The following is a 25,648-nucleotide window of genomic DNA, read 5'->3' on the forward strand; positions in this document are numbered from 1 at the left end:
GCGAACGCGCGACACAAGCATCAGCGGCGAGCGCACGCCACGCGCAGCGCGCAGCGCGCTCGACACACCCCGCATCTTCATCGCGCGACATGAAAAAGGGCGCCGAAGCGCCCATTTGCATGACGAATGACGAATGCCGAACGAATCGGCCGGCGCGCTCAGTTCGCGCGCGCGTTGTGCTTCGTCAGGAATGCGATCAGACCGTCGATGCCGCCCTGCGCGAGCTGCGCCTTGAACTGGCCCTGGTAGACCTGGATCAGCCACGCGCCCGACATGTCGATGTCGTAGATCTTCCAGTCGTTGCCGATCTTGCCGAGCCGGTAGCCGACCGACTGGCTGTCGCCCGGCGTCGTCACCGTCGAGCGCACCAGCGCGTCGGCGCCGCCCGCGCCCGCCGCCTTGAAACTGAACTTCGCGTCCTGGCTGCCGAGCTGCGCGAGCGATGCCGCGTACGTGCGCGTCATCAGAATCCGGAATTGCTTGTACAGCTCCTCTTGTTGCTGCGGGCTCGCCTGCTTCCACGCATCGCCCACCGCGATGCGCGTCGTGCGCTCGAAGTTCGTCGCGGGCAGAAAGCGCGCTTCGACGATCTGCGTGATCTTCGCCATGTCGCCGCCGCGCGCGGCGGGGTCCGCCTTCATCGCGCCGACGGTGCCCTCCACGGCGTTCCTGACCACCTCGACGGGCGCGGTTTGAGCGATTGCCGAAACGGACACGACGGCCGCGGCCACAAAAGCAAACAGATGACGTTTCATGCGTGTAGCGTGTATCGAACTAGGAAGAGAACAAGCCGGACGCGACACGGCGCCGGCGCAGACAGGACAGTATACCGAGCTTGGCGCGCTCGCGCGGCGCCGTGACGGTCTGTTACCGAATAGACGAAATATTTACGACGCGGCCGGCGAAGCGGTGCGCCTCTCCGTCGCCGCCACGCATGGACACGCATGCGCGACCGATCGACGCGCGCCACCGCGGATCGCCCGCGAAGCGGGCTCGCCTCGCCGTCGCCGGCCGGGCTTGCGTTCGCCCGCCGCCAGACGACGACGCGCGGAGCTCACGCGTCGAGGCAGCATGAAAGGCTCATCTCGAAATAACGGAAGCTGCGCTCGATGCCGGCCGAGACGTCGCGCACCTGCTCGGTGCTCGGCGATTGGCCGAGGATCGTCGCGACGATGTCGAGCGCCTCCCACGGATGCTTGTCGTCATAGCTCGAATGCAGCTTCAGCCAGCGCATCGCACGGCCGCGCACATGCTCGGGAAAACCCATTTCATAGACGTCCGAACGGCACAGGTCCGCGCTCCATTCGCCCGTCACGCCTTCGATCGCGTAGTTGGTCGCCGCGATGCTCGCCGCGAGCGAATCCGCGCTGCTGCTCTTCCAGCACCAGTGGCTGAGCGCGAGCGCGGCGGGCGGGCTGTCGCCGTCGATCAGCTGCCGGCGCGGCAAGCCGCTCGCCTCCGCCCAGTTGACCCAGTGCTCGACGTGGTTCAGCTCGACGCGAATGTTGCGAATCAGATAGCGGCGCGCCTTCTCGTCGCCGGACGAACTCGTGCCGTTCGCCTTCAGCAGGTTCATCGACATGTACTTCGGAAACTGCTCGACGACGGGCCAGCCGTTCACGAAGAACGCGGCGAGCTGCCGCGGCGCGAGGCGGCCGTCGCGCATCAGCGAGAAAACCTCGTGGAAGCGCACGCGGTCGCGCGCCGCCCGCACCGTGCCGACCACGTCCTGTAGCCAGTGTGGATAGCTCCCGATATCCATCAAGTCGCCTTCGCGTTCAAAAGGGATATGCAATTTCCTCTCCTTAGATAAAGTCACCCAACCACGTCAATAGCCGCCCTCGCGCCACGGCGAAGGCTGAGCAAAGAAATATCCCTGGCAGAAGTCGATGCCGAGCTCGCGCAGCATGCCGAGCTCGGCGTCGGATTCCACATGCTCGGCGACGGTGCTGCAACGCATCGAGTGCGCGACCGCGTTGATCGCGCTGACGACGCCAAAACTCACCCGGTCCGACATCATGTTCGACACGAATTCGCCGTCGATCTTCAGGTAATCGATCGGCAGGTTGCGCAGATAGCGAAACGACGACATGCCCGCGCCGAAATCGTCCAGCGCGAAGCGGCAGCCTATCGTGCGCAGCTCGCTCATGAAGCGCGACGCAAGCTCGAGATTCTTCACGGCGATCGTTTCGGTGATCTCGAAGCAGATCACCGATGGTTCGAGACCGGAGCTCAACAGCTCGGCGATCACGAATTCGAGAAAGCGCTCGTCGGAAATCGACGCGCCCGACAAGTTCACGTTGTATTCGTGGTACTCGCGTACCGGCATCGCGCTCAACTTGTGGAACACGGTGCGGACCACCCAGCGGTCGATGAGCCCCATCAGCCCGTAGCGCTCGGCGGCCGGCAGGAACGCGGCGGGCGAGATGTCGCGGCCCGCGCCGCCCGTCATGCGCAGCAGCACCTCCGCGCGCTCGGGCGTGCCGGAATCCGGGCGCGTGTGGACGATGGGCTGCACGTACAGGCGGAAGCCGTCGGTTTCGAGCGCGGTCTTGATCCGGCGGCTCCATTGCACGTCGCCGACGTGGCGCGCCTGCTGCAAGTCGCTCGGGTCGGCGAGCTGGATGCGGTTGCGCCCGCGCTCCTTCGCGATGTAGCACGCGATGTCGGCAAGCTTGACGGCCATCTCGAGATTGCGCGGCGCCTTGCAGAGCTCGAGCACGCCGATGCTGACGCTGACCGTGAAGCGCTCGCCCTCCCACAGGAACACGAAATCCTCGAGGCTGCGGCGCAGCCGCTCGGCCTTGTTCTTCGACGGCCACGAGCCCGCGCCGTGCGGCAGCAGCACGCCGAACTCGTCGCCGCCGAGCCGCGCGAGCACGTCCTCGTCGTCGAGGCAGCTCTGGAAGCGCTGCGTAACTTCACGCAGCATCGCGTCGCCCGCCGCGTGGCCGCACGTGTCGTTGATCTCCTTGAAGCGGTCGAGGTCGAGCATCAGCAGCATCGAATCGATGCGGGCCTTGCCGGAGGTCGCGTCGGCGAGCGCGACTTCGAGACGGCGCTCGAACTCGACGCGGTTCACGAGCCCCGTCAGCACGTCGTGCGTCGCCTGCCATGCGAGGCTTTCGAGGAACTGCTGCTCGCGCGTCATGTTGCGCAGGATCAGCACGTAGCCGATGTGGCCATGCACGCGGTCGCCCATTTCCGAGATGGTTGTCTGTACAACTATCTTCGAGTGATCGCGGCGCAGCAGATGCACCTCGCGCTTGATCGGCGTACGCTCCTCGCGCGCCCAGAGTTCGTCGACGATGTCGACCGCGTTCCCCGTCTCCTTGTCGAGCAGCATCAGCACGCTCGACACCGGCGCGCCGACGCACGCGGCGGCCGAATAGCCGAGCAACTGCTCGGCCGCGTTGTTGATGAAGTCGACGTTCTTCGCGAGCCCCACGGTGATCACGGCCTCCGCGACCGAGCTCAGCGCCGCCTCGGCGAACGCCTCGCTGCGGTCGAGCGCGTACTGGATCGACAACCGTTGCAACGCGGCCTTGCGCGCCCAGACGAGCGCGAGATACATCAGGAACATCGACGCGACGAAGTAGCAGACGAGCAGCAGCGCGACGCTCGAGCGGAATTCGTCGCTGAACGCCTTCGAGAAGCGATCGGGCAGGCCGGACACGCGCTCGTTGATGTCCCACGCGCGATATTCGAGCTCCTTCACGCGCGGATCGTCGCGATGGCCGCTGCTGACGAGCGCGTGCAGCTGGCTCGCGACGCTGCGGAACTCGGCGAGCTCGACGTCGGCCTGCATCCAGCACTGCAGCGCGTAGTTGATCTTCGCGACCCAGCTGAGCGCGGGCAGCAGCAGCGCGGCCGCCGCCGCGTCGGTAGGGTCGATGCCGCTCGCGATGATCGCCTCGCGCGCGGTCGCGCGATCGGGCGGCTTGCGCTGCAACGCGGCGCGCGCGAGGCTCAGCCGATAGGGTTTGTCGATCGCGGCCTCGTAGAGCTTGTATGCGCGCTCGTCGCCCGTCTCCGCGTAACGGATCAGATAGATGACCGCGTCCTTCTGCGACTTCGACCACGTGCTCTCGCCGCCGATGTACACCCTAAGGAAGGACACCACCGTCAGACTCACGATCACGACGCACACGAGCACCGACACCATCAGCAGGATCGGCCAGACGTCGAGCGCCGGCCTCAGTTCGGCCGCCTGGCCTCTTGCGTCGTTCAAGCCGAGCGCCTGTTCGCGCATGCTGGAAGTCCCGTTCATCGTCCACCTTGCCTCAGCCCCGCCGCCGCGCCGCTTCACCGCGGCGGTCTCGTATTCCCCCGGCGCGCGCTAACGCCGGAAACGAACCGGCGGCGACCCGTTGCCGGTCCGCCGCCAGATGCTCGAAGCGTGGCCTGTCTCGCAGATCCTCGTGGAGGTCGTGCGTAGACTGGCCATCTTGCGCGCATTCGTCTGCTCGTCGCGTTACATATGACGCGTCCGCTGCATGAATGCGCGTGCGCCGCCGCTCGCGCAAGCGGCGGCGCATTCGTCGGACAATCATACGACGCGCGGCGCGCCGCCGCTCAACCTTCTTTCAAACGCCCTGTAATTTCAGCCGGTTCGCATGCGTGCGCAGCACCGCGACCGGATCGGGCGCATACGCGCCGCGAACGCCGAGCAGTTGGTTGATCTCGTCGAAGTGATTCCATTTGTAATCCGTCGAGATCGACGTTCCGTAGAGCGAGCTGCAGGTCGACGTGAAGCCGTCGTTCGGCCCCGCCTGCTTGAGCGCCATGATGTTGCCGGCCGTCAGGAACACGAGCGTCGACGGATCGAGCACGTTGGCCGGATCGACGAGCGCAATGGTGCTCGTGTCGATCGCGCCCGTCGTGACGCCGAGCACCTTGATCGGCTGGTACGCGCTGCCGCTCCACGAATACAGCAGGTGCACGTTGCCGCCGACCGTCTCGCTCGGCACGCCCGACGCGCACGCGCCGGCCGCGCCGAGGCTCGCGCTCGGGAACAGCGTGTTGAATTGCGTCGCGTATGGCGTGCTGAGCGCGTTCAGCGCGGCGATTGCATCCTGATTCGTGTTGTGTGTGTGGCTTGTCAGGATGCCGAAAATATTCAGCAGTCCGCCGAAAATCGGCGTCGACAGGCCGGTCGGATCGAGACTCAGCGCGCCGAGCACGAAGTCGGCGAACTGCGAGCCGCGATGCGGCGTCGCGATCGTCGTCACCGAGGCAACGAGATCCGGCGCAACCGCCGCGACGTAGCGCGACGTCAGCCCGCCCTGGCTGTGGCCGATCAGGTTGACCTTCTGCGCGCCGGTGACGGCGAGCACCTGCTTCACGTACGCGAGCAGCTGCTCGCCGCGCCCGTTCGGGCCGATGTCGCTCTGGAATCCTGACAGATCGGCGACGAACACGGTCGCGCCGTGCCGCTGCAGATCGGATTGCATGCCGTACCAGTAAGGCACGATGCCGAAATAGTCGTCGGTGCCCGTCAGGCCGTGGACGAGGATGATCGGATAGCGCGTCGCCGCGTAATCGTCGACCGCGCCCGCCGCGGTGTCCGCGTGCACTGCCGGCGCGGCGATCGCGCACATCGCGGCGACGATCGCCGTCGCCCAGGCATTCATCAGACTTTTTCTTGCTGCCCGCGCCGCGTCGGCGACGCATTTGAACATCGACTCCATGAACGATTCCCCTGCATGTAGCGTTACTTGAACGATGCCGCACGCCCGTTCGCCGCAATCGCCACGATCGCGACGCCGGACGGCGGCTCACCACCCCAAACAGAATCCGCGCAAGTGCGCGCCGCGATCCTCCATCGCGACCGCGGCGCGCCACTGCGCGCCGAGCGCGACGTCGGCGACCGCCCACCGCACGCCGTCGCTCACGCATTCGTCCCGCGCGCCCGGCGACACGGGCCACGGCATCTCCAGCTCCCGCGGATCGCGCCGCAGGCCCGCGCCGTGCGCCTTCAAGAGCGCCTCCTTGCGCGTCCACAATTGCAGCAACAGCCGCTCGCGCGCGTTTTTCGGCGCGCGCTCGAACAGGTCGCGCTCGCGTTCGCCGAGGCTCGCGGCCGCGAGCGCGTCGACGTCGAGCTTTCGACCGAGCGATTCGAGATCGCAGCCCACCCGCTTTTTCGCGACCGCCATCAGCACCGCGCCGCACGCATGGCTCACGCTGAATTCGAGATCGCGGCCGAACAGCACCGGCTTTCCGCCCGGCTCGACGTCGAACACGAGCCGCGCCGGATCGGCGCTCAGGTATTCGCCGAGCACGACGCGCACCATCGCGCGCGCGAACACGAACAACTCGCGATGCGCGCCGAACTTGAGCCGCGCGGCGCGCTCGTATTCGCTCAGCGACAAGCAATCGCGCTTCAGATACGAACCCGCTTCGTCCGCGCGTGCGCGCCACACGTGCGCCTCGCCGCGCATCAACCGCTCCGTCAGTGCCGCCGACGGCCGCGCGACGCTGAACCGCAGCGCCGCCGCGTCGTCATGCGGTGCCGCGCGCGGCAATCCTTCCGCCATCATTTTTGTCAGTCAACCTAAGTGTTTCAAACGCACGCCGACGGCGCCGGCCGCGCTGCGCGCTCGACGTCGCCCGTCAGCCGGCCGTCGCCGCGACGCGGCGCTGCCACCAGACGAACAGCGGCGCGCCGACGATCTCGAGTACGGTAAAGCCGATGAACGGCGGGAACGGTGCGCCGAGCGACACGAGTGAGATGAGACGCCCGATTCCGCCGACGAAGATCATCGTCCACAGCGCGCGGAACAGGACGCCGTTGCGCTCGATGTTCGGGATCGTCCAGAACGCGCCGAGACCGAGGCCGAACCAGACGCCCGCGTAGAAGCGCAGGTTGCTGTCGAGCGTCGCGTCGGCGGGCAGCGCGACGCCGAGCGATGCGTACAGCGGATCGTGAATGCCCATCATGCCGAGCGCGCCGGTTGCGACCGGCACGGCCGCGAGAATCGCGGTGGCGATTTGCAGAATGCGTTTGCTCATCGAAGAGTGGCCCTTGTCCTTGTTATTCGACGATTGACGACGTCTCATTGATAAAAAATGCCCAGCACCTGAACGCTGCTCGCCTCGGGCATCGCGCCGAAGCGGCTCCACGACGGTCCCGTCTGCCGCAGGAACTGCACGGCGACGTCGAACGTGTCGAAGCGCCGCCGCAGCTCGACCCAATACTGCCGCCCCGCGCCGAGATCGAGTTGCGCGAAGCCCGTCAGGTCGAGGCGGCGCACGAACACGTTGCGCCATGCGGCCATCAGGAACAGCCCGTGCCGCGACGGCAACTCCTGCGCGGCGATCGACGTACGAACCGCGCGGCCCCACGCGTAAGGATCGCTCGCCTGCAGCGCGCGCCATTGCGATGCCGACGCGCCGCCGCTGTTGCCTTGCAGCTCAGCCGTCAGCGACAAGTCGATCGGTAGCGTCCACGTAAAGCCGACCGCCGAGCGCGTGCGAAACGCGCGGTTGCCGTTGCCGCCGCCCGTCGCCGAGCCGATCAGCGACGGCCGCCAGCCGAGCGTCCATTCCGCGTACGCGACCACCGCGTTGCCCAGCAGCACGCTCAGATTCTGCCCGAACTGCGGCGATTGCCCGCTCTCGCCGTACAGCACCCACTGCGGCTGGATCGCCGGCGTGATCCGCTGGCTGCCGATGAGCATCCAGCGATCGACGCCGTTCGTGCGCCGCAGGTCCGACGACGCGAACGGATCGCCCGGCACGCTGCGGCTCGCGAGCCGCGGCGACAGCATCAACGCGATCGATCCCGAATCCCAGACGCGCTGCGCGCGCACGCCGACGCTGCCGAGCCGGTTCGTGTGGCGGCTGTCCGGATCGGGCGGCACGTCGAGGCTCACCGCGCCCGCCTTGAAGAAATCGGTCGGGTTGTAGCCGATCGCCGCGCCGATGCGTTCGTTGATCCGGCCCGCGTCGATCGCCAGCAGCGGCGACGGCTTCCAGCTCGCATACGCCTCCTTGACGAGCATCACGTCACGGTGCGACGCCGCGCCGGACGACAACGGATCGAAACGATCGAACCGCATCGCGAAGTTCACGTTCAGCGTCGGCGTGAGCGCGTGCTCGAACTGGAATTCCAGCGACAGCTGGTTACGCCACGATGAAGCGGCGTCACGGTCGTCGCTCCAGCGCACCGCATCCTGCACGCTGAATTTCCACGATCGCGCCGCTTCCGGCGCGGCGACAGGCGTTGCGTCAGCCAGGTCCAGCGCCGCGTTCGTCGCGTCGCCCGGCGCGTCAGCATCGCCTGCCGCCGCGGCGCGCAGCGGCATCGCCGCGGCCGCCGCGCAAATCAGGACCGCCAACGATCTGAGCGTCATTGCGCCTGGAAGCGGGGCAGATAATCTCGCTGCAGCCACGCGTCCGGAATGTCGCGCCACGCGTATCCGGAAAAGCGCATCACCGTCACCCAGTTCGGATCGAGGCCGTCGATGATCACCGTCTCGGTCGGACGCTCCACGCCGAGCTCCATCGTATAGCGCCGATAGAACGCGCTCTTCAGCAGCCGGTCGCTTTCCGAATAGAACTTCGCCTTCACCGGCCGGCTGTTCGACGCGTCGAGCCACATCTCGATCCGATGGTACGTGAGGCCCTGCGCATTGCCCTTCAGCGACAGCTTGTAACAATGCCGCGTCTGCCGGTCGCCGTCCATCACGTCCTCGGCGCCCTCGAGCTCCGCCTGATAATCGTGCGCGAGATTGACGGTCACGACGTCGCCGTTCGCCGCCTGCCCGAGCAGCCGCTGGTCCGGCGAGATGCGGATGCTCGCCTGGTTCGCCGGATCGTAGAACCACAGGTCGTTGCCGTTCTTCAGCATCAGCTTGCCCGCATCGCGCGCGGGCGCGACGAAGCGCACCAGCGTGCGGAACGCGCCGCCCGGCGCGTCGGGCTTCGAATAGATCGACAGCGTGTTGCCGTCGACCTGCTTGCCGGACCGGTATTCGGTCAGCGTCGCGGTGAGCACGAACGACTTCGCCGGCGTGCGGATCGCGTCGCTTTCCGCGAGCAGCTTCTGCGGATCGGGCGGCGTCTGCGCATGCGCGAGCGCCGCCGCGCCGAGACTCAATCCGATCCACCATGTACGAAACAAGCGACGCACGCTCCACCTCCCGATCGATTCGATCTTTCGTTGTTCAAACTGAAAATTCACGAAACTCATACGTAGCGCAGCGCGTCGACGATCGACAGCCGCGCCGCGTGCCGCGCGGGCAGCCATGCGGACAGCCCGGCGACGAACGCGAGCCCGACGAACGTCAACGCGATGAGGCGCCATTCGCCCCACACGCGCACCGTCAGCGCGACCGAATCGATCCGCGCGGGCGGCGTCCACGCGAGCCCGCTGTGATTCACCGCTGCCGCGAGACCGAGCGCGACGAGCACGCCGACCGACGCGCCGACGATGCCGAGCAGCGCGCCTTCGCAGACGAACAGCGCCTGGATGCCGCCGCGGCGCACGCCCATCGAGCGCAGCGTGCCGATCTCGACGGTCCGCTCGAGGATCGCCGTGCTCATCGTGTTGCTGACCACGAACAGCACGATCGCGCCGATCAGCACGAACACGAAGCCGAAGATCATCGAGAACATGCGGTTCGTCTGGTCATAGAACGGATTGAGCGCGGCGAAATCGAGCATGTCGAGCGGCTGGCCTTCGAAGCGGCCGCCGAACAGCTGGTCGATCCGCGCGCGCGCGGCGGGCAGTTGCGCGGTGTGCTTGAACTGGATCTCGATCGCCGTCACGCGCGGCGCGTCGCCGCCGTAGACGAGCCGCTGCGCGCGCGGCAGATGCATCGCGAGATAAACGTCGTCGAGCTCCTTCACGCCCTGCTGCTCGGCCTTGACCACCGTGAAGCCGCCGACGTTCGGCGCGCCGTAGGCGTTCGCCGCGAGCACCTCGATGTGCGTCGCGCCCGCGCCGTCGCTCTTTCGCTCGCGCTTTTGCGCGTCCGCCTCGGCCGCGGCGAGCGCGAGCACGTCGGCGGGCGCGTCGGCCGCGGCGGGCGCGAATGCATCGGACGTCGCTGCGTCGGGCGTCGCCACGCCGGACGCGGCCGTTGCGGCCCCCTTCGCGATGCCGCCGTCGCCGCAATCGGGCACGCGCAGCGGCCCGCATAGATGCAGCACGCGCGCGACGCCGTGCCCGACGATCGCCGCATCGGGCACGGTGCCGACGAGCGGATACGGCTTCGGCGTCAATGGAAAGCCGTAGTCGTTCCACTGCTGCATCCGGTCTTGCTCGTCGGCGATCGCGCCCTGCGCGAGCACCGTGCGCGACACGCCCGCTTCGAAGTTGCCGGCGATCCCGCCGAACTGCAGCGTCGGCGTGATCACCGCGATCATCGGCGCGAGCACCGGATCGTCGCGCAGCTGCGCGATCAGCCGCTCGTAGCCGCCGATCCCGTACGCGACCGGGTTGCCGCTGCCGTACTGGAAATAGCCGTGCCGCTGGATCTGCAAGTGCCCGCTGCGCCGCACGAAATCCGTCTGCAATCCGAACGTGATGTCCTTGCTGAAGCCGCCGAACAGCAGGATCGCGCAGACGCCGACGATCATCGCGAGCAGCGTCGTGATCGAGCGCCGCCGGTTTCGCTGCAGATTGCGCAGCGCCAACATGAAGGTATGCATCAGCTCTGCGCCTCCTGCGCGACGCGGCGGCGATCGACGATGCGCCCGTCGCGAATTTGCACGACGTCGTCGGCCGCATCCAGCACCTGCGGATCGTGCGACGACACGATGAACGACACGCCGCTCTCGCGCTGCATCTTGTGCATCAACGCGATGATCGCCTGGCCCGTGACGCTGTCGAGGTTCGCGGTCGGCTCGTCGGCGAGCACGAGCGACGGCCCCGCCGCGAGCGCGCGCGCGATCGCGACGCGCTGCCGCTGGCCGCCCGACAGCTGGCTCGGCCGGTGCGCGCCCTTGCCGCTCAAGCCGACGGCATCGAGCAGATACGCGACGCGCTCCGCGCGCTCGCGTGCAGGCGTGCGCGCCATCAGCAGCGGATATTCGACGTTCTCGTACGCGGACAGCACCGGCAGCAGGTTGAACGACTGGAACACGTGGCCCACCTGTCTCGCGCGGAAATCCGACAGCGCATCGTCGGACAACGTCGCGGTGTCCTGCCCCGCCACGCTCACGCGCCCCGCGTCCGGCCGGTCGATGCAGCCGATCATGTTGAGCAGCGTCGTCTTGCCGCTGCCGGACGGGCCGCTCAGCACGGTGAAGCGATTCGCGTCGATGTCGATCGACACGCCGGCGAGGCCGGTCACTTTCACGCTGTCGAGCAAGTAGGTCTTGCTGACGTTCTCGACGCGCACGATCGGCATCACGCGTCCCCCGCCTGCACGCGCGCGGCGGCTTGCGCCGGAGGCGAAGCCGAAGCCGCGACGGCCACGGGCCGCGCCTGCCGCGACGCGACGCGCGAATCGGGCAGCGAGCGAATCAGCCGCTTCAGTTGCAGCCGGTACGCGAAGTGCTCGACTTCGATCACGTGCCGCTGCGTAGCGCTGAAATGAATTCCGCCGTTCCAGTTCGAGCGGTCGCGGCCGGTCAGCCGGTCGATCCGAGCGGCTTTGCGCGGCGCCGCATCGCGCGCGCGCAGGTAGCGCGCGACGAGCTGCGCCTGATAATCCATCAGCGGCCAGTTGCCGGTCGACGTCTGGAACAGGCCGATGAAGAACAGGTTCGGATGCGCGCGATCGAAGATGTTCAGGTAGAGGCGCGGCTGCATCTTGTCCCATTGAAGATACGACTGGTCGAGAAACGGGAAGCTCAGCTGGAAGCCCGTTGCGTAGACGATCGCGTCGATCTGTTCCTCGCTGCCGTCCGCGAACGCCACGCGGTCGCCCTTCAGCTCGACGACGTCCGGCTTCGCGGCGAGATCGCCGTGCCCGAGGTGATAGAACAGCGTCGAATTGATGATGAAGTGCGCTTCGAACAGCTTGTGGTCCGGCTTCGGCAGCCCGTAGTCTTCCGGCTGGCCGGCCGTCGTCAGACGCAAGAGCCGTTCGCCGAACAAGCGCCGCGCCCACAGCGGCAGACGCAGCTTCAGCGGCCACTCGGCCCAGCGATCCGCAGGAATCCCAAACAGGAATTTCGGCCAGTAGAAGTAGCCGCGCCGCGTGCTGTGAAACACCGCGCTCGCGTGATGAGCCGCCTCGACCGCGATGTCGCAGCCCGAATTGCCCGCGCCGACGACGAGCACGCGCTTGTCCTTCAGCACGTCGGGCGTCTTGTACAGCGCCGAATGCAGCTGCAGCCCGTCGAAGCGGCCCGGATAATCCGGCACCTGCGGCTTCGACAGATGGCCGTTGCAGACGAATACGCCTTTGTAGTGGCGCACGTCGTGGCCGTCGAGCTCGACGCGCCACAAGCCGCCTTCCGCGAGCGGCGCGACTTCCAGCACGGTCCGGTTGAACTCCGCGTGCTCGTAGACGCCGAAGCGGCGCGCGTAGTCGCGCAGATACGCGAGCGCCTGATCGCCGCGCGCGTACGTCGGGTAATCGGCCGGCATCGGGTAATCCGTGTATTCGGAGAACTCGCGCGAGCTGATCATGTGCACCGATTTGTAGATCGCGCTGCACGGCTTGCCGTAGTACCAGGTGCCGCCGATGTCGTCCTCGCGCTCGATCAGATCGAACGCGATGCCGTGTTCGCGCAGGTTCTTCGCCGTCGCGATGCCGGCCGCGCCGCCGCCGATGATGCAATAGCGGCCGCTGCAATCCCGGTGCGCCGACGTCGCTGCCGCTGCCGCGCTCGGTTCCGTCGTCGTGTTCGTCGTCGTCATCGTTGTCGTTCCTTCACTTGTACGGTCGCGCATCATGCCGTCAGCGGATCGGCAAGCGCGCCTGTTTCGGACTGCGTCGCATGTGCGGCGTCGGCATCGGCGCCGACGCGCGTGTCGTCGACACGCAGCAGCACGTAGCCGCGCGCGTCGAGCACCGCGAAGCGGCCGGTCGCGTACTCGACGACGCTGTCTGCCGACGACGCCGGCAGACGCGCGAGCTTCGCGCCGCCGATCCGCCACACGGCCGGCGCGTCGGGCTGCGCGGCGCCCCATTCGGCGAGCAGCACGCGCAGCACGTGCTCGACGTGATTGACGGGCAGGCGCAGTTCGAGCGGAAACGGCAGCGCCCAGAGGCTCAACACGGCGGCGGGCGGCACGCGGCCGATCCGCACGATGCCGGCCGACGCGTCGTCGGGCACGCTCCAGTCGCCCGCCGGCAGCAGCTCGCCGTTCCACGCGGCATGCGGCGCGCTCGTGAGCCGCGCGGGCTCCGGCGTCGTGCCGGGCGGGCGCGCATACGCGGCGCCGATCTGCTCCGGCTGCGGCCGATAGACGAGCGTCATGCTGAGCAGCTCGGCGCGCGTGCGCGCGTCGCTGCAGCGCACGTCGACACACCAGACGTCGCCGATCATGTAGCCGGCCGCCTCGCTGCCGATCTCGACGGGCTCGCCGCCGCCGGACACGTCGGGCAGCGCGTCGAGACGCAACACGACGTTCGTCATCTCGCTCAGGTCGCGCGGCTCGCCCGTCGGCGGCATCACCCAGTCGCCGACCGCGCACGCGTGCTCGAGCACGAGCGACGCGGGCAGCACCGCGCGGCCGTTGAAGCGGAACGCGTGCGAGTACGGCGCGACGGCGGGATCGATCGCGTAGCGGCCCTCGAAACGCTTGAACGGCCGAAAGCGCAGCGGCTCGCCGACGTGATGCCGGCGCGTGACGAGCTCGCCGATGTTCGGCAGCTCGCGAATCGGCTGGAAGCCCTTGATCTGCACGGGCGTCGGCGCGCGGCCGACCGCGCCCATGAACATCGCCTCGCCGCTGCCCGGCGACGCGAGCTCGCGCAGCCAGTGGCGCACGCCCTCGTCGACGTTCATCGGCGTGATGTAGCGCTGCGTGACCGCGAAGTTCGTGATCATCCCGACGCCTTCCCACGTCGGCCACACGAGCGTCTTCACGCCGCACGCGGGCGAAAGCGCGTGCTTGGCCGCCCACAGGCCCAGACGCGCGAGCGCCTCGTTCGCGGCCGCATAGTCGGTCTCGCCCGTCATCCCGCCCCAGCGGCCCGTCAGCGAGCCGACGTTGCAGAACTGCACGAGCCGCGGCCGCGCGCGGACCGCATCGCACAGATTCGCGAAGCCGAGCACCTTGGTGCGGACCGTGTGCGCGAAATCGTCGGCGCGCTTCTGGATCAGCCGCACCGGCTGGTCGACGCCCGCGTTGTGGATCACCATCCGCAGCGAATCGCCGAGCTCGTCGCACAGCGCGCGCACGGCCGCGCGGTCGGTCACGTCGCATACGCGGTAATGCACCGCCAGACCGAGCGCGGCCATCTCGTCGAGCGCCGCCTTCAGCTCGCGCCGCCGCTTCAGGCGCTGCAGCGTCGCGCGGATCGACTTCGGCGGATTGTCGGGCGTCGCCGCGCGCAGCTGTTCGAGGCCGTATCGCTTGAAGCCTTCGTCGTCGAGCGCCATCCATGGCTCGCTGCCGTCGGGCGGCGCCTCGCGCCCCGTGACGATCACCGCGCAGCCGTGGCGTTCGGCCAGCGCACGCGCGCACAGCAGGCCGATCCCGCGCGCGCCGCCCGAGAACAGCACGGTGTCGCCGGGCGCGAGCGCCGTTTGCGCGTCGACGGCGAGCGGCGGCAGTTCGTTGCGCTTCGCGTGCAACGTGTAGCGCACGCCGTTGCGATAGCCGACCTCGAACAGGCCCCAGCGATACAGCTCGTTGACGACGTGCCGGTCGACGCGGCCCGTCTCGTCGGGCGCGATGTCGAGCACGCGCACGTTGCAGTTCGGCAGCTCCTGCGGCAGCGTCTTCGCGAGCCCCGCCCACAGGCCGCCGAGCGGCTGCGCGCCGGCGTCGCCGCCGTAGCCCATCTGCCCGTCCATCCACGTGAGCGCGACGTAGAAGAGCCGCGACGTGTCGTCCTCCGCCGCCCAGTCGCCGTAGCATGCCTTCAGCAGCTCGACCGTGCGGCGCATCGGCGCTTCCCATGCGCTCGCGTCGTCGAGCGCGAACGGCGTTTCGAGCCCGAGATCGACGATGCCGTCGAGCGGCCCCGCTTCGTTGACGAAGGTTCGCGCGGCTTCCGCGTGATCGGCGCTCGCGGCGGGCGCGAACACCGATACCTTCGCGCAGGTCCGCGCGAGCGCGGCCGCGACGCGCTCGACCGTGCCGCCGCGCCCGTTGACGAGCGCGATCCGCTTGCCGCTCAACGCGGGCGACGGCTCGTCGGGCACCGCATCGACGGGCACCGGCTTCCACGTGAAGCGCCACGCGGGCACGCCGCGCGCATTCGCGTCGGCGGCCGCGTCGTGCGGCGCCGCCGCGGGCGCGGTAGCCAGCGACAGCCGCGCGGCATCGGCAGGCTGCCCGGCCGCCGCATGCTCGTGCTCCGCGGCGACGGTCGCGCCGCCCGCAGGCGCGCAGGCGAGCGCGCCCGCCTCCGCCGCCGCGGCGGCGGTCGCGTTCGCGCCGATCTCGTGCGCCGCCGTCATCGGACACACAGCGCCCGTCGGTTCGACCGAATCGCCGAGCGGCCGCAGGGCGCGCACCGATTCTTGCTCGCGCACGCGCGCGAGATGGCTCTGCTGCCGCTCGCGCGGCTTCACGATCAGACGAATGCCGTGCACCGGCCGCAGCGAGATCGTCGCGCCGAGTTCGATCGGATGGCCTGGCAGCACGTTCAGATCGAAGTGCTGCGCGACCACCGCGACGAGCACGCGCATCTGCAAGAGCGCGGTCTGAAAGCCGATGCACTTGCGCATCCCGCCGCCGAACGGGAAATAGACGAAGCGATGGCGCGCCGGCGCGTCGCTCGCGAAGTTCTCCGGATCGAACGCGTCGGGATTGCGCCAGAACGCCGGATGGCGATGCGTGACGTACGGCGACATGAACACCGACGTGCGCGCCGGAATCCGGTAGCCGCCGATCTCGTCGTCCTCGACGAGATCGCGCGTGAAGCCCCAGATCGGCGGATAGACGCGCAGCGCCTCGTCGACGACCTGCGACAGGTACGGCAATTGTTCGAAGTCCTGCATGGTCGGCGCGCGTCCGCCGAGGCGCGCGTCGAGCTCGTCGCGCAGCTGGCGCAGCACGGCCGGATGCTGCGCGAGCGCGTACAGCGCCCACGCCAGGCCCGCGCCCGTCGTCTCGTGCCCCGCGAGGAACACGGTCATCACTTCGTCGTGCACTTCCTGCTGCGTCATCGGCGCGCCGGTGTCGGGATCGCGCGCGTTCAGCAGCAGCGAGATCACGTCGCTCGGCTCGCAGCGTTCTTCGCGGTGATCGGCGATGATCTTCGCGACGATCGTGTCGATCGCGCGGCGCGCGTGCGCGATCCGACGATTGAAGCGCGTCGGCGCCCAGCGCGGGATGAAGTCGTTCATGTTGCCCTGCGGCATCATCGCTTCGATGCCGAAGCGCACCGCCGGGCCGACCGCCTCCGCGTGCGACGACACGTCAGTGTTGAACACCATCAGCCCGAGCATCCTCAGGCTCAGATGCATCATCTCCTCGACGACGTCGACCGACTTGCCGGGCGGCAGCGCGCTCCAGCGATTCGCGAGCGCGAGCGCGGCGTCGCCGACCGCGGCCGTGTGCGCATCGACCTGCTTCTTGTGGAAGAGCGGCTGCACCGCGCGCCGATGGCGGCGCCAGAATTCGCCGTCCGTCGTCAGCAGCCCGTCGCCGAAAAACATCTTGAAGTTGTCGTAGAAACGCCCGCGCACGTAGTTGCGATGGTTCTCCTGCAGCACGTACTGGATGTGGTCCGGATGCGCGAGCGCATGCGTGACGAACGGTCCGAGCCGGTTGCGCGCGACGTCGCCGTACTGCTGATGCAGGCGCAGCAGCATCGTGATCGGATTGCGCTTGTACGCGGCGAGGTTGCCCATCACGAGGCTGCCGCGCGGCCCCGGCGCCTGGCGGTGCTTGCTCATGCCGTCTCCCGCTCGGTTGCGAGGCGCGCGGCGAGCGCGTCGACCTCGGCCTTCGTCGCGTACGCGCCCGTCGTCCGGTGCACATAGCCGATCACGACGCCCGACACGTCGCTCATCTCCATCAGCATGCGGCCGTCGGGCCGCACCGCGGCGAAGCGGTTGCCGCCGTGCGCACCCTCGAGCGCGAATGCGCGGGGCGTCGCGTACAAATCGATCCGCTCGTAGCGGCGCGCGAGCTCGCAGTCGTTGCCGCTTTCGTACAGTTCGATCCTGCCGATCGACACCGGCGCGGCGAGCGGAATGTAGTCGTCCGCCACGTAATTCAGCACCGCGACGCGCGCGAGGCCGTCGAGCATGATGCTCGGGACGATGAAACGCGAGAACACCGGATCGTCGGCGGCGACGTTCAGCTGGTAGCGCGCGACCTTGCCCGACGCGGTGACGCCGGTATCCGCGGTCGACACGAACATGCCCGTCAGGCGCACGGGCGCCGATTCGAAATGATACGGATCGGCGACCGGCGTGCGCGGCTCGTCCGGCCGCATCGGCCAGGCGGGCGCGCTCGCGTGGCGCGGCGCGACGAGCGCCTTGATCTCGAAGTGCAGCTTGTCCTGCACGAGCACCTGGCCGTTCGGCGCGAGCACGTCGCCCGTGATTCGCACCTGCACGACCGCCGCGTCGCCTTCGCGGCCGACAACCTGCGCGTGGATGCGCTTCGTGCTCGGCCGCTGCGCGTCGTACACGCGCAGGAAGTGGCGGAACGCGGCGTCGCGGAAGCCGACGACGCGCAGGCCCGGCAGCAGCTTCATCGCCGCCTCGGCCGCGAGCTCGGGCACGAACGTGCCGGGCAGCGTCGCGAAGCGGTTCACGACGTGGTGCTGCAAATACGCGTCGGTGCGCAGATCGAAGATGCGCTCGAACGTCACGCTGTCGCTCGTGCGGCGCACTTCGCGGCCGAGATAGAAATCGTGGCTCGGCGGCTGCGCGATGCGCTCGCGCGGCGGCGGCGTCGGATGCGATTGCGGCGACGGCCAAGCCGCGTGCCCCGCATGTGCGGCGACGACGGCTTGCGCGTCGGCCGCGCCGCTCGCCGATTGCACGGGCCGCTGCGTTGACGCGGCGCGCACGGATGCGGGCGGCGCATCGAAGAACGTCGGCAGATGCGTCTCGATCGCGCGCCGCTCGGCCGCGCCGAGATGCACGGAGCTCGCCGCGCGCTCGGTCAGATTGATCTCGCGCAGGAAGTGATGAATGCCCTCGTTGGTCCGCATGCTCGTGAAGAGCCCGCTCTTTTCGAGGAACGCGCGCGTGACGGGATTCGCGCCGAGACCGACCGAGCGCCACAGCGTCCAGCCGATCGTGAACTCATCGCGCGCGAGCGCCGCGCGATGGTAGGCGGCCTGCGTGTTGAGGAAATCGTTGCCCGATGCGTAATCGGTCTCGCCCGCCTGGCCCGTCAGGCCGATGAACGAGCCGAAGTTGCACCACGCGCGCGGTTGCGCGGCGCCGAACGCGTCGCGCACGTTCCAGTAGCCGCGAATCTTGATGTCGCGCACCGCGACGAAATCGTCGAACGATTTCACGTTGACCGACGCGGAGCGGTTCAGGCCCGCCGCGTTGACGACGAGATCGATCGGCTGGCCCGCCGCCGCGATCCGGCCGACCGCCTCGCGCACGCTGCCTGCGTCGAGCACGTCGGCGCGCAGGTAGAACACCTTGTTCGGGCCGCAGTACGACTTCATCACGTCGATGTTGCGGCGCGCGGCGCGCGCCTCGACCTGGCGCTCGAACGCCTTGATGATCGCGGGCAGCGGCAAATGCGGATGGCGCGCTTTCTGCTCGCGGATGTAGTCGGGGCGACGGCGCGCGAACGCCTCGTCGCTGCCCGAGAACACGTCGGGGCCGTATGCGTCGAGCGCGCTGCTGCCGATCAGATGGATCGTCGGCTGGAAGTGCTCGGCAACCGCCTTCATCAGCTCCGCGGTGATCCCGCGCGCGCCGCCGAACGCAACGACGACCGAGTCGGGCCCGAGCCGCGCGAAACCGTCGGCGGGCAGCTCGCCCGCGTCGCGCGTCACGCGCGGCGTCAGGCGCCGGCCGCCGCACAGCGCGACGACGGGCAGCAGATGCTGCGCGCCGCTCTCGCGCTCGGCGCGCGCGACGCCGTGCCGGATGTCCGCGTCGTCCGTCAGCACGGCGAGCGAGCGCGCATGCGGCAGCTCGATCGCGAGCGCCTTCACGAGGCCCGTGAACATGCCCGCGTCCGGATGCAGCACGTCGTCCTTCACCGCGTCGAGCAGCAGCGCGATGAACGAGCCCTGCTGCGCGACGCCGTCGTAGCACTGCTTGAGCGCGAGGAACGCGAGGTCGTGCAGCTTCAGCAGCTCGGGCGCAGGCGCGGACGAGCGGTCCGGCGCGAGCGCGCCCGCGTGCAGCGACGTCAGCAGCCGCACGTGGCGCGTGCCCGCCGGAATCAGCCCTTGCAACGCGGCTTCGCCGAGCGTATCGACGACGACGAGCCGCGCGCGCGCGAACGCCGTCGCGCGCGTCGACAGCACGAGCAGATCGGCGGGCAGCATGCCGATGCCGTCGAGCAGCTCGGGCGCGTCGGTCACGACAACGCTGCCCGCGGGCAGATACGCGATCGCGCCCGCGCCCGCGTGCCACGGCGTCTCCTGCAGATCGATCCGATAGCGGGCGACGCCGAGCGGCTCGCCGTCGGCGGCGACATCGGTCGCCTTCAGCGTCGAGGGAATCGGCACGCGCTTGTCGGCCGACGCGCCGGCAATCGGCTCGGCCGTCGCGACGGCCACCGGCGGCTCCGCGTGCACGGTCGTTGCGAGCGGCGCGACGAGATGCGCCGGCGGCGCCGACGCAACGGCGGGCGTCGACGACGGTTCCGAAAGGTGAGAAGAAACGGGAGCCGGCGATGTCGATGTCGATGTCGATGTCGATGTCGATGTCGATGTCGATGTCGATGTCGATGTCGATGTCGATGTCGATGTCGATGTCGGCACCGGCACCGGCGCCGAAGTCGACAAGCCGCTCGCGTCCGCAGCGTCGCGTGCGCGTCCGCCGTCGCCGCTCACCGGCGGCGCGTTGCGATCGACGCGCAGGCCGAAGCGCACCCGATCGCGATCGTTGCCGAACGCGATCGACGCGGCGTCCTCGCGGCCGACGAGCGCGCGCAGCACCGCGAGCGCGCCGTCGGCGCCCGCGTACGTGACCGCGCGGCCTTGCGCATCGCGCGGCGCGAGCGCCGCTGCGGCGGCGTCCGCGAACTCGCGGCCGCTCTCGATCCACGCGAGCGCCGGCAGCCCGGCTGCGTCGGCCTGCGCCTTCGTCGTCACCGCGAACAGCACGATCCCCTCGGCGAGCGGCCGGTCGAACGCCGGCTGCACTTCGTCGGCCGAATTGCCGTTGATGCCGCCGACGATCACCATGTCGAGCTCGCCGCTTCTCAGGAAGCGCGACGCGACCTCGAACGCGGCGAGCGTCGATGCGTGCCCGGCGTCGACCGTCATGTTCATCCCGTGCAGATCGTGATAATTCGCGACGCGCGCGGGAATCACATTCGGCATCATGCCGGGAAACGAATTCTCGGTCGTCGGCGGCACGAGGCGCTTCGTGTGCTCCGCGACGCGCGCGAGCGCATCGTCGAGCGGCGCGCGCGATGCGTCGTCGAAGCTCGCGCGCACGGCGGTCGCGATGTCGTCGAGATAGCAGCGGCTCGCGTACAGCGCGGCGTTGCGCGTCGGCCCCATGTGGCCCATCACGACGCCGATCGTGTTCGCATGCCCGCTCCAGTAGTCGCGCAGTTGCTCGCGCATGTCGTGCGCGGCGTCTAGCGCCATCAGTTGGCAACGATCGAGCGCGCGCAGCACCGCGGGCGGCATCCGTACGCGGTCGAAACTCGGCAGCGGATAGGTGAGGCCGAAGCTCGCGCCGGGCGCCGCGCCCGCGCCGTTCAGCCACGCGGCGATCGCGTCGCGGCCGTCGAGCCCGGGAAAATTCGCGGACCAGCCGACGATCGCGAGCGGCTCGCGATTGACGCGCGCGGCAGGCATGGACGCGCCCAGGTCTGGCCGGTATTCGCAGACGATCAGATGGCCGTTCGTGCCGCCGAAGCCGAAGCCCGACACGGCGGCGACGCGCGCCGCATCGGCCTTGCGCGGCCAGTCGACCGCGCGCGTCGGAATCGTGAAGCCGCTCGCGCCGATGTCGAATTCCCGCGGCGGCTCGGAGAACCGATGCTGCGGCGGAATGCGGCCGTGCTCGAGCGCAAGCAGCACCTGGATCAGCGACACGACGCCCGCCGCCCAGCCGGTGTGACCGACGAGCGACTTGTTCGACGTCACGTACACCGGACGGTCGCGCTTGAGCATGTCGCGCAGGCTCTGGAATTCGGCGAGGTCGCCCGCGGGCGTGCCCGTCGCGTGCGCGACGACCCAGTCGACCGCGGCCTTCGGCACGTCGGTCTGCCGATACGCGCGCTCGATCGCGATGCTCTGACCGGCCGAGTTCGGCGCGTAGATCGCCTTGCCCTTGCCGTCCGACGATGAACCGAACGCCTTCAGCACGCCGAGCACGCGGTCGCCGTCGGCGAGCGCGCGCTTCAGGCGCTTGAGGATCACGACGCCCGCGCCGTCGGCGAACAGCACGCCGTCGCACGCCTTGTCGAGCGGCCGCACTTCGCCGCTCTTCGACAGCCCGTGCAGCTTCGAGAACAGGATCGAGCCGCGCGGCGCGAGCGCGAACGCGCCGCCGCACGCGACGACGTCGTGCTTGCCGGCGAGCAGGCTCTTGATGCCGAGATCGACCGAATAGAGCGACGACGAGCACGCGGTGTCGACCATCATGTACTCGGCGTCGTCGGGCAGCACGCCGCGCATCGCGTTCAGGCCGACGCGATGCGGAAAATACTCGGACAACTCGCCCGTGCCGCGCGCATAGCGCGCGCGCAGCACCGCGTCGATCTGCGCGATGCGGCTCTCGCGCTCGTCGGGTGACGCGCCGGTTTCGTCGAGCGCGTCGCGCAGCCGTGCGCGCATCGCCGCGAGCACCATCCCTTCCTCGAGATGCTGGCTGCCGTCGGCCGTGTAACCGACGAGGAACGAGGTTCGGTCGCCCGCGCGCACGCGCACGCCGTCGAGCGCCTGGCGCAGCGAATGGCGCAGCCACAGCGTCGTCAGCTCGTCGGGCGCGGCGGCCGCTTCGATTTCGGCGCGCAGGCGCGCCTCGGGCTCGAAGCGCTCGATGAACACCGAGCGCGACTGGTAGCTCTTGTCTTCCGCCGACGAGTCCGGCGAATAGAACGATCTGTAATCCCAACGATCGGGCGGCACGTTGCCGAACAGCTCGGGGCCGTTCAGCAGCGCCTGCCAGAATGCTTCCGGGTCGCTCGCGCCGGGCAGCGCGACGCCCATGCCGACTACGGCGATGTCGTCGGCTTCGGTGTCGTCGGATGCGCGTTCGGCATGCGGCGCGTCGATCTCGCCGGCCGGCGTCGCGGGACGAACGCCGTTCGCGTCCGCGACGTTCGCGTCAGCAAACGCGTGCGATGCCGCGACGGCGAAAGACGACGGCGCGTCGATGCCTGCGCCCGCCTGAGCCGAAGCCGGGCTCGAAACCCGCGGCAACGCGGAACCCGTCGACGATGCCGAAACGTCGGCGCGCCCGCCGGACGCCGATGCGCTCGGCTCGACCGGCGCATGCGCCGAAGCGGAATCGTTCGACGGCGCGCTCGCACGCTCGCTCGCGACGTTCCGCGCAATCGCCGACGCCGCCGACGACGCCGCCGCACCGGCAGCGCCAACGCCGGCCATCGCCGCCGTCGCGACGCCGACATCCGCAACGTGCGACGCAACCGGCGCAGCCGCCGCACCGGCGCTCGCCCGGCTCGCAAACGCGGCCGCCGACGGCGCGGCGTCGCCACCCTGCACGCCGTTCGCCGCGCCGCTCCATTCGCGCCGCGGCGACAGCGCCTCGCTGCACAGCGACAGCCCACCGTCGGCGACGATCACCTGCCCCGTGATCCAGCGCGCCGCATCCGACGCGAGGAACAGCACGACGTCCGCGAGATCCTCGGCGGTCGCGAGGCGGCCGAGCGGCGTCGCCGCGATGCTCGAGCGCTTCGTGTTGTCGGGGTCGGGAAACTGCGCGGCCACGTCGCCGTCGATCAGCGTCGACGACGCCCCGTTCACGCGAATGCCGAGGCTCGCGTACTCGACCGCCAGATAGCGCGTCAGCGATTCGAGCGCGGCCTTCGCCGTGCCGACGACGAGATAGTTCGCCGGCACGAGCGTCGAGCCGACCGACGACACGTTGACGATCGCGCCGCCGCCCGCGCGCGCCATCAGCCGCGCGGCGCGGCGCGCGCACCAGAACGCGCCCTTCAGATTGGTGTCGAGCGCACGGTCGAAGTGCGCGGCCTCGATGTCGTCGACGGGCAACAGCGCGCCCGACGCCGCGTTGTTGACGAGAATGTCGAGCTTGCCGTACTTCGCTTCGATTTCGTCGAACATCCGCTCGACCTGCGCCGGCTGCGCGACGGACGCGCGCACGACGTCGACAGTCGCGCCCAGCGCGCGCAGCTCGGCCGCGGTCTCTTTCGACGCGTCGAGCGAATGAAAGAAATTGACGATGACGTGCGCGCCTTCTTCGGCAAAGCGGCGGCAGATCGCCTTGCCGACATTCTTTGCCCCGCCCGTCACCAGAACCCGTTTCCCCAACAGATAGGAATTCGACATAAATCGCAGTGGTCAGGATTACCAAACATTCGGACGAGACTCTCCGTCTGATCCGGCCCTCTCCTCTCGTTCTTCTCGTGGCGCGCGGTGCGTGTGCGGCGCTTCAGCTCGTGACGAGCGCCGCCGCCTGGCCCTGATGCTCGTAGACGAAATCGACGATCTGGCCCATCGCCTTGAAATCGCCGGCGCGGAAATTCGCCGGCAGCGGCGGCAGCCCGTAGCGGGCGCTGATCCGCTGAATGATCTCCGTCTGCTTGACCGAATCGATGCCGAGCTCCGCTTCGAGCTCGACAGTCTCGGTAAACACTTCGACCGGGTATTCCATCGCCTCCGCATAGATCGCGACGAGCTCGGCGAAGAGCCGATCGCGCGGCACGCGCGCGGCCGGCGCGTCGGCGGGTTCGGCGCCCGCGCCGGGCGCGGCCGGCGCTTGCATGACCGGCGCGGCATGCGCTGCATGCGCAACGGGCGCGGCCGGCGCCGCGGGTGCGACAGCCGGCGTGGCCTGCGTAACGGGCGCAGCAGGCGCAGTGGGCACAGCGGGCGCAGCCGACGCAACCGGCGCGAAACCGGCCGCGGCGCCGCGAGCAGTCACGATGTGCGGCGCGGGCGTCGCCTGCAGCCCCCGCGCGTCGAAGAAGCGCTTGAGCTCGCCCTTGATCTTCTCGACGATCCCCGGACCGCTGTTGCGCCAGAACTCGTCGAAATCGAGTTGCAGATTGCTTGCGCGAATGTCGTCGTTCATGACACTACCCCCATTGAAATATGCGAGAACGTTCTCCAGGCCGCCGAGTTCGCCTCCCACGCTCGACGCGCCCGAAAAGGTCTTGATGGCGCCGGGCCCCAGCGCGCGCACCGCGATCCTGCTGAGCGCGTTCAGCGCCCCGCACTCGACGAGCGCGCCGATGCCGGCGGCTTTCAGTCTTGCGACCCCATCTCCGAACCGGACCGGCAGCACCAGGTGGCGCGCGAGACACGCGCCGAGATCGTCGGCCGCCGCGTAATAGCGATTCAATATCGGCGAATAAACCGGATATTCGAGCGCTTTATTTTTATAAGCTTTCAGACGCCGTCCAAATTCGATGCGCACATTTTCCAGATCGTCATGATGAAATGCGTAAGGCGAATTTAATATTTGCGCGGAGATATTGTGTCTCGCGCAATAGGCCGTGAATTCGTCGACATATTCGCGCGCACCCGACACGACCGTCTGCGACGAATGATTTTCGACTGCGATCTGCACGCGCCCCGGGCGCCCTTGCGGCGCGCCGCGAAAGCACGCGGCGAGGTGCGCGCGCACCGCGTCGGGCGATGCGCCGACGGCCGCCATCCGGCCGTCGGCGGGCGCCGCTTCGCGCAGCGCGTCGATGCGGTCGCAGACGATGTCCGCGCCCTGCTCGAACGAGAACGCGCCGGCGCACGCGAGCGCGGCGACCTCGCCGAAGCTGTGCCCGACGAGCACGTCGGGCCGCACGCCGCGCGCGCGCAGCGCTTCGAAGTACGAAACGGACGTCGCGTAGATCGCGAGCTGCAGCAGGTCCGGCGCGTATTGCAGGAGATCCTCCACGCCGATGTGCTCGTCCCACACGGTCGCGAGCAGCGGGCGGCGCAGCCGCCGCACGGAAACGGCGTCGATGGCTTGCATGGCCCGCTGTACCACGGGGTACGCGCCGCTCAACGCCCGCGTCGCGCCCGCATAGAATGCGCCTTGCCCGGGAAACAGAAATGCAACTTGCGCCATGTGATTGCCTTTACCCACCACCAATGCCAAACGGCCCGATGTCGATCGGTCGAGAATCTGTCTCCCCAGCCTCCTGCCGTCCATTTATTCGATTACGCATCGCGGGGCGATATGCAATCCTTAAATCCATTAATGCATTGGCGTAAAGTAACATACGTGCTTACACACCTATGTTCGC

14 protein-coding genes are annotated in these 25,648 nt (G+C 68.8%); all 14 read right to left on the reverse strand.

Annotated features, from left to right (window positions below):
* Positions 1-158: 158 nt before the first annotated feature.
* Positions 159-755: an MlaC/ttg2D family ABC transporter substrate-binding protein gene (locus WS78_RS30425; protein WP_038749042.1), complete on the reverse strand. Its 597-nt coding sequence runs from the start codon at positions 753-755 to the stop codon at positions 159-161.
* A 299-nt stretch (positions 756-1,054) separates the two neighbouring features.
* A complete protein-coding gene (locus WS78_RS30435; RefSeq protein ID WP_038749040.1) occupies positions 1,055-1,795 on the reverse strand; it encodes a TenA family transcriptional regulator in 741 nt (246 codons plus the stop codon).
* Between the two features lie 33 nt (positions 1,796-1,828).
* The gene (locus WS78_RS30440; protein WP_038749037.1) at positions 1,829-4,252 is read right to left on the reverse strand and encodes a putative bifunctional diguanylate cyclase/phosphodiesterase; all 2,424 of its coding nucleotides are present in this window, start codon (positions 4,250-4,252) and stop codon (positions 1,829-1,831) included.
* A gap of 334 nt (positions 4,253-4,586) precedes the next feature.
* Positions 4,587-5,690, reverse strand: coding sequence for an esterase/lipase family protein (locus WS78_RS30450; RefSeq protein WP_059579803.1), 1,104 nt, complete (start codon positions 5,688-5,690; stop codon positions 4,587-4,589).
* 87 nt (positions 5,691-5,777) lie between these two features.
* Positions 5,778-6,542 carry a 4'-phosphopantetheinyl transferase family protein gene (locus tag WS78_RS30455; protein WP_059579798.1) on the reverse strand — a complete coding sequence of 255 codons (765 nt, stop codon included), beginning with the start codon at positions 6,540-6,542 and terminating at the stop codon, positions 5,778-5,780.
* Between the two features lie 73 nt (positions 6,543-6,615).
* Positions 6,616-7,014 carry a DUF4345 domain-containing protein gene (locus WS78_RS30460; protein WP_059579796.1) on the reverse strand — a complete coding sequence of 133 codons (399 nt, stop codon included), beginning with the start codon at positions 7,012-7,014 and terminating at the stop codon, positions 6,616-6,618.
* 44 nt (positions 7,015-7,058) lie between these two features.
* A complete protein-coding gene (locus WS78_RS30465) occupies positions 7,059-8,357 on the reverse strand; it encodes a hypothetical protein (RefSeq protein WP_059579792.1) in 1,299 nt (432 codons plus the stop codon).
* The gene (locus WS78_RS30470; protein ID WP_059579882.1) at positions 8,354-9,136 is read right to left on the reverse strand and encodes an outer membrane lipoprotein-sorting protein; all 783 of its coding nucleotides are present in this window, start codon (positions 9,134-9,136) and stop codon (positions 8,354-8,356) included. Before WS78_RS30470 ends, WS78_RS30465 begins: the two co-directional genes overlap by 4 nt.
* 56 nt (positions 9,137-9,192) lie before the next feature.
* Complete coding sequence (locus WS78_RS30475; RefSeq protein ID WP_059579787.1) at positions 9,193-10,659, reverse strand: ABC transporter permease; 1,467 nt, start codon at positions 10,657-10,659, stop codon at positions 9,193-9,195.
* The gene (locus tag WS78_RS30480) at positions 10,659-11,360 is read right to left on the reverse strand and encodes an ABC transporter ATP-binding protein (protein WP_038749020.1); all 702 of its coding nucleotides are present in this window, start codon (positions 11,358-11,360) and stop codon (positions 10,659-10,661) included. The genes WS78_RS30475 and WS78_RS30480 overlap by 1 nt, the downstream gene beginning before the upstream one ends.
* Positions 11,360-12,820 (reverse strand): flavin-containing monooxygenase, encoded by a 1,461-nt coding sequence (locus WS78_RS30485; protein ID WP_059579783.1) that lies wholly within the window; start codon positions 12,818-12,820, stop codon positions 11,360-11,362. Before WS78_RS30485 ends, WS78_RS30480 begins: the two co-directional genes overlap by 1 nt.
* 32 nt (positions 12,821-12,852) lie before the next feature.
* Complete coding sequence (locus tag WS78_RS30490) at positions 12,853-16,980, reverse strand: cytochrome P450 (protein WP_059579780.1); 4,128 nt, start codon at positions 16,978-16,980, stop codon at positions 12,853-12,855.
* On the reverse strand, positions 16,977-23,729 hold the full coding sequence (locus tag WS78_RS30495; protein WP_059579776.1) for an SDR family oxidoreductase: 6,753 nt from the start codon (positions 23,727-23,729) through the stop codon (positions 16,977-16,979). The genes WS78_RS30490 and WS78_RS30495 overlap by 4 nt, the downstream gene beginning before the upstream one ends.
* A gap of 103 nt (positions 23,730-23,832) precedes the next feature.
* On the reverse strand, positions 23,833-25,470 hold the full coding sequence (locus WS78_RS30500; RefSeq protein WP_038749009.1) for an acyltransferase domain-containing protein: 1,638 nt from the start codon (positions 25,468-25,470) through the stop codon (positions 23,833-23,835).
* Between the last annotated feature and the right edge of the window lie 178 nt (positions 25,471-25,648).

It is taken from the genome of Burkholderia savannae, assembly GCF_001524445.2.
In the GTDB taxonomy this organism is placed as follows: domain Bacteria; phylum Pseudomonadota; class Gammaproteobacteria; order Burkholderiales; family Burkholderiaceae; genus Burkholderia; species Burkholderia savannae.

Coding starts and splice junctions, on each gene's coding strand:
- WS78_RS30425 (WP_038749042.1), bottom strand. CDS start 755: ATGAAACGTCATCTGTTTGCTTTTGTGGCCGCGGCCGTCGTGTCCGTT.
- WS78_RS30440 (WP_038749037.1), bottom strand. CDS start 4,252: ATGCGCGAACAGGCGCTCGGCTTGAACGACGCAAGAGGCCAGGCGGCC.
- WS78_RS30450 (WP_059579803.1), bottom strand. CDS start 5,690: ATGGAGTCGATGTTCAAATGCGTCGCCGACGCGGCGCGGGCAGCAAGA.
- WS78_RS30455 (WP_059579798.1), bottom strand. CDS start 6,542: ATGATGGCGGAAGGATTGCCGCGCGCGGCACCGCATGACGACGCGGCG.
- WS78_RS30460 (WP_059579796.1), bottom strand. CDS start 7,014: ATGAGCAAACGCATTCTGCAAATCGCCACCGCGATTCTCGCGGCCGTG.
- WS78_RS30465 (WP_059579792.1), bottom strand. CDS start 8,357: ATGACGCTCAGATCGTTGGCGGTCCTGATTTGCGCGGCGGCCGCGGCG.
- WS78_RS30475 (WP_059579787.1), bottom strand. CDS start 10,659: ATGCATACCTTCATGTTGGCGCTGCGCAATCTGCAGCGAAACCGGCGG.
- WS78_RS30480 (WP_038749020.1), bottom strand. CDS start 11,360: ATGCCGATCGTGCGCGTCGAGAACGTCAGCAAGACCTACTTGCTCGAC.
- WS78_RS30485 (WP_059579783.1), bottom strand. CDS start 12,820: ATGACGACGACGAACACGACGACGGAACCGAGCGCGGCAGCGGCAGCG.
- WS78_RS30490 (WP_059579780.1), bottom strand. CDS start 16,980: ATGAGCAAGCACCGCCAGGCGCCGGGGCCGCGCGGCAGCCTCGTGATG.
- WS78_RS30495 (WP_059579776.1), bottom strand. CDS start 23,729: ATGTCGAATTCCTATCTGTTGGGGAAACGGGTTCTGGTGACGGGCGGG.
- WS78_RS30500 (WP_038749009.1), bottom strand. CDS start 25,470: ATGGCGCAAGTTGCATTTCTGTTTCCCGGGCAAGGCGCATTCTATGCG.